Origin of the sequence: Flavobacterium circumlabens, assembly GCF_004345565.1 — a bacterium.
Classification (GTDB): domain Bacteria; phylum Bacteroidota; class Bacteroidia; order Flavobacteriales; family Flavobacteriaceae; genus Flavobacterium; species Flavobacterium circumlabens.
Map to the genome: position 1 here is coordinate 1 of NZ_SLWA01000025.1, position 5,696 is coordinate 5,696.

Annotated in this window: 1 protein-coding gene; it reads left to right on the forward strand. The window is 39.6% G+C overall.

What is annotated here, in order from left to right; all coding sequences use genetic code 11:
- Positions 1-5,696, forward strand: a 5,696-nt coding sequence (locus tag EV142_RS23865; protein WP_132038354.1) for a non-ribosomal peptide synthetase, incomplete at both ends; no start/stop codon positions are given.

Here is a 5,696-nt window from a genome sequence, read left to right on the forward strand (position 1 = left end):
TATGTAGCAGAATTTCCGTTGACCTTAAACGGTAAAGTCGACAAACGTGCCTTACCAAAACCATCAGAATTATTGCGTGCAGGCAACTATGAAGCGCCAAGCGGTGTGATTGAAACCTCATTGAGCAATATCTGGGCAGAACTGTTAAGCATTCCGCAAAGCAGTATCGGAAGAAACGATTCGTTTTTTGATTTAGGCGGTTCGTCTTTAAAAGCGATTCAGCTGATCTCCAGAGTGTATAAAAACCATGAGGTACAATTAAGTATTGGAGAAATCTTCGGCCATGCTGTATTAAAAGCGCAGGCTTCCTTAATAGCAGCATCAAAAGGGAATACCTACAATGCTATTGAAAAAATAGGAGAACACGAGGATTACGCCTTATCACATGCGCAGCGTCGTTTATGGGTTTTAGATCAGCTGCAGGAAGACTTTACGGCCTACAGCCGTCCAATCAGTTATGATATTCAGGGTGAATTAAACACCATCGCGCTGACGGAATCCTTTACAAAACTTATGGATCGTCACGAAAGTTTGCGAACTATATTTATCTTGAAAGACGGTGAACCACGCCAAATAATTAAAGCTACGGAGGCGGTTACTTTTGAAATTCCTGTCAAAGATCTTTCAAACAGCGAAAATAAAGAGGCCGAAATTCAGGAAGTTTTAACTGAATTGGCAGCTTTACCCTTTGATTTAGCAAAAGGCCCTTTATTTAAAGTGGTCCTGTTAAATTTAGGAAACGATCATCATCGCTTGTTGTTTTCGATTCATCACATTATTTCTGATGAATGGTCGATGCAGGTATTGATTCGCGATTTAATAAACTATTATAATTCGATTGTTAAAGGTGAAGCAGCAACAGCAGCGCCATTATCCATTCAATACAAAGACTACGCAGCCTGGCAGTTACAGGGATTATCAGAAGGAGAACTGGCAAATTCCCGTGAATATTGGCTGACAAAATTAAGCGGAGAATTACCGGTGTTGGACTTGCCGTCAGATTATGTGCGTCCATCATTAAAAACCTATAAGGGTACCCAAACCTATGTGACGTTCCCGGCAGCTACCAGCAGTAAATTTAAAGCGTACCTAAAAGAGCAGGACAGTACCTTGTTTATGGGACTTGTTTCACTAATCAAAACACTTTTATACCGATATAGCGGTCAGGAAGATATTATTGTAGGAACGCCAATAGCAGGAAGAAACCATTTGGATTTGGAGAACCAGGTCGGCTTCTACATCAACAACCTCGCATTGCGAACCCAGTTTGAAGGGAGTAGCAGTTTTACAAAACTGTTAAATTTAGTAAAACAGACCTCTTTAGACGGATTTGAAAACCAATCCTACCCATTTGATTTATTAGTCGATGAACTGGACTTATCAAGAGACCTGAGCCGTTTCCCCTTATTTGATGTTGCGGTTGTATTGGATAATGATCAGGCATTATCGGGAGAGCTGGTAGAAATGGAAGGTTTAGAGGTGTCTTCAGTACAGGTAAAAGTAGACACAAGTTTGTATGACCTTACATTTTGGTTTACCGAAAGCACTTCAGGAGAAATAGGAGGATATATAGAATACAACACCGACATTTATAGTGAGGAACGCATAAAGCGATTAGGCGTTCATTTAGGAAAACTAATAGAAAGTGTTGTTACAGACAGTACCATTTCGTTAGATGAATTGCCACTCATAGAAACAGAAGAACGAAGAATATTACTGGAAGAGTATCAGGGAGAAATCGTATCACAATCTTCGGATAAAACCCTGATTTCACTTTTTGAATCGCAAGCAGACCAAAAAGGAAACGCTGTGGCTTTAAAGTACGAAGATGTTACGCTTTCTTATCAGGAATTAGAAGAACGTTCCAATGCATTCGCACATTATTTACAAACCCAGCATACTATTGGTAAAGGAAGTATTATTGGTATCATGCAGGATCGAAGTGAGGATTTGGTAATCAGTATTTTAGCAGTATTGAAAGCCGGAGCTGCCTACCTGCCTATAGATCCGACTTATCCATCCGATCGTATAGCGTATATGGTAAGCGATGGAAACGTATCCTTACTGCTTGCGGATAAAGCAATTACGGAATATGAAGTGACAAGCGTAAATATTGGCACTCTAAAAGAAGCATTAGCCAATAATCCGAAGACACGATTAAATGTAGCATTAAGCGGAGAAGATCTGGCATATGTAATGTACACTTCAGGTTCTACGGGAAGACCAAAAGGCGTTATGATTGAGCATAGTTCCGTGGTAAACTATTTAAATTGGGCGAATGAAAATTATTACGGAAACGAAGTAAACTATCCGGGTTGTTTATTTACCTCACTATCATTCGATTTAACGGTTACCAGTTTATGGAGCGGGTTGTTACGTGGTGATGCATTAGAAATTTTATCTTCCAAAGAAGATGATTTTGCGGCCTTACAAAAAGTATTCAGCAGCAATTCCATCCGAACTGTAAAAATAACTCCTTCGCACATACAGGTACTGGCAGGTTTAGAACTGAAAAACACCAATATTGCAATAGCCATTGTTGGAGGAGAACGTTTAACGGCCCATCATGTTTCGATATTGAAAGGATTGAATCCTTCGATGAAAATCTACAACGAATACGGCCCAACCGAAACCACCGTTGGTTGCAGCGTTGCACTAGCAGAAGAAGAAAAGACCATTACCATTGGCCGTCCGATCAGCAATACAACATTATATGTTTTAGACCGCAACAATCAACTGGCACCGATTGGTGTTCAGGGTGAATTGTATATTGGCGGTGCAGGTGTGTTCAAAGGCTATATCGGAAATGAAGTTTTAACCACAGAACGTACCTTACCAAATCCATTCGGAGCGGGAATACTTTATAAAACAGGCGATATAGTAAGTTGGGATAATACCGGAAATTTACGCTATCACGGAAGAAAAGACGATCAGGTAAAAATACAGGGACACAGGATTGAACTGGGAGAACTAAGCGGCATAATAGCCGAAAGCAACTTACTGGCACAATTTGAAGTGCTGGTAGTTTCAGACGGAATACTTCCATCGTTAGTTGTGTACTACATTGGTGCAGCACAAAAAGCAAACGAGATCAAAGCATATCTGGGAGCCCATTTACCATTGTACATGGTGCCTAATTATTATGTAGGCATGGAAGAATTTCCATTGACAACTAATGGAAAGTTAGACAAGTCAAAATTGCCGTCACCACAAGGAGTATCCTCAAAAGCATACCTCGCACCGGAAACAGCCACAGAAAAATTACTGGCAAAAATATGGTCAGAATTATTGCTGGTGCAGCAAGTGGGTGCAGAAGATAACTTCTTTGAATTAGGTGGAAATTCACTAAAAGCCGTTCGATTAGTTTCAATTGTAGCCAAAGAGCAGTCTGTAAAAATAACACTGAAAGATATTTTTGCCGCAGGGAGTTTAAAAGAATTGGCAAAACGAATAGAGCAACAAGAAGCCACTACGCTTGTCAATATAGAAAATGTACCCCAAGCAGATTATTACACTGCTTCGTATGCGCAAAAACGCATGTGGACATTAAATCAGTTTACAGAAGCAAGAGTAGCTTATAATACTTCAATGTCCTATTGGTTTCATGGAGACTTAAGTATCGAAATATTAAATCAGGCATTTCTTGAATTAATAAACAGACACGAAATTCTGCGTACCGTATTTAAGATGATTGATGATGAAGTTCGACAAGTAGTGATGGAAATGAATAATTTCTTTAAAATAAATTATGTTGACCTGACGGCTCATGAAAATGCTCCTGAGATAGCAAAAGAAAAACAGCGTTTGTTAATAGAAAGTCCATTAGACTTAGAAAATGGACCATTAATTAAAATAAGTGTTTTTGAAGTTACCGAAAACGAATACCTTTTTGTATTGGTAAATCATCATATTATTTCGGATGAATGGTCTGTTGAAATTTTAATCGATGAAATAAAACACATATACAATAAAATCAAGGCAGGGCAAAATTTAGGACTTCAGCCACTAAGCATTCAGTACAAAGATTATGCTGCCTGGGAAGCAAAAGAACTGGAAAATGATAAATTATTAGCTCATAAATCCTATTGGTTAGAGCAGTTATCGGGAGAAATTACGCCATTGGAATTACCAACGGATTATACAAGACCACCCGTAAAAACTTTTTCAGGTGCGCATTATCAGTATCAATTTGAACCAAATAGTTTCAAAGACTTTAACAAATTAATTACGGGTACCGGAAATACAATGTTCATGGGCGTGCTGTCATTGGCAAAAATGCTGCTATATCGCTATACCGGAACTTCAGATATCATTATCGGAACTCCGATTTCCGGCAGAGTACATGCTGATTTGGAGAAACAGTTAGGATTCTATCTGAACACCTTAGTGCTTAGAGATGAATTATCCGGTGATATGAGTTACGAAGCTTTATTGGCGCAGGTAAAAGAAACCTGTTTAAACGCCTACGAACATCAATTGTATCCTTTCGACCTGTTGGTAGAAGAACTGGAAGTGTCCAGGGATTTAAGCCATTCCCCATTATTTGATGTCATGATTGTTTGGCAGGAGGACGGTAAGGAATCATCGGAAACTTTAGGGAGTGTAGAAATTACAGAAGATACAGAAACATTCGTCAATAGCAAATTCGATATCACTTTCTACTTCAGTAAACGAAATGATAATTTACATTTAACGATCGAATACAACACTTCGTTATTTTCAGCTTCGCGAATTGCAAGAATGGCTTCGCACCTGGAAGAATTGTTGGCATTAGTTGTAGCGGCTCCGCAGACCAGTATTGGGAAATATAATTATTTATCGGATGCAGAACGTACTATTATTTTAAAGAATTTCAATGCTACGGCAAAAGATTATCCTTTAAGCGGCAGTTTCCTGACCCGATACGAGCAAAATGTAAACAAAACGCCACAAGCGGTGGCAGTTTGTTATGCAGATCGAAAATTAAGTTACGAAGCATTGGATGCCGCTGTAAACCAATTGTCGAATTATTTGAAAGACAAGTATAATATTCAACAAGGCGATTGCGTCGGTTTACTGATGGACCGCAGCGAATGGATGTTAATCTCGATGTTAAGTATCCTGAAACTGGGCGGTATTTATTTACCGATTGATAAAAGTTATCCCACATCCAGAATCAGTTACATCTTAGAAGATGGCCGTGCAGCGTTATTAATTGCTGATACAAAATATACAGATGAATCCGGAATCAACGTAATGCTGCTGCCGGAGCTAACAGAAGAAATTTCCACTTACAGCAGTGAGTTGGCCTCTGTTGCTGTTGATGAAGCAGATCTGGCATATATGATTTATACCTCCGGTTCTACAGGAACCCCGAAAGGCGTAAAAATTCTTCACAGATCGGTTACCAACTTAATGTATGCGATGGAAAGTGAAATTTCAGCAAATGCATCCGATTCGTTACTGGCCGTTACGACTTATGCTTTTGACATGTCTGTGGTCGAGTTATTCCTGCCGCTGCATGTTGGTGCAAGCGTGATTATCGCCTCAACGCCATCATTAAAATCACCCGAAGCCATCATCGAATTGTTCGAAAAACACGATCCAAGTATCATGCAGGCCACGCCTGGTTTCTGGCAGATGCTGGTAGATGCAGGCTGGGAAGGAAGCGAGAAAGTGCGTGTCATTACAGGAGGAGAAGCGTTATCGTTATCACT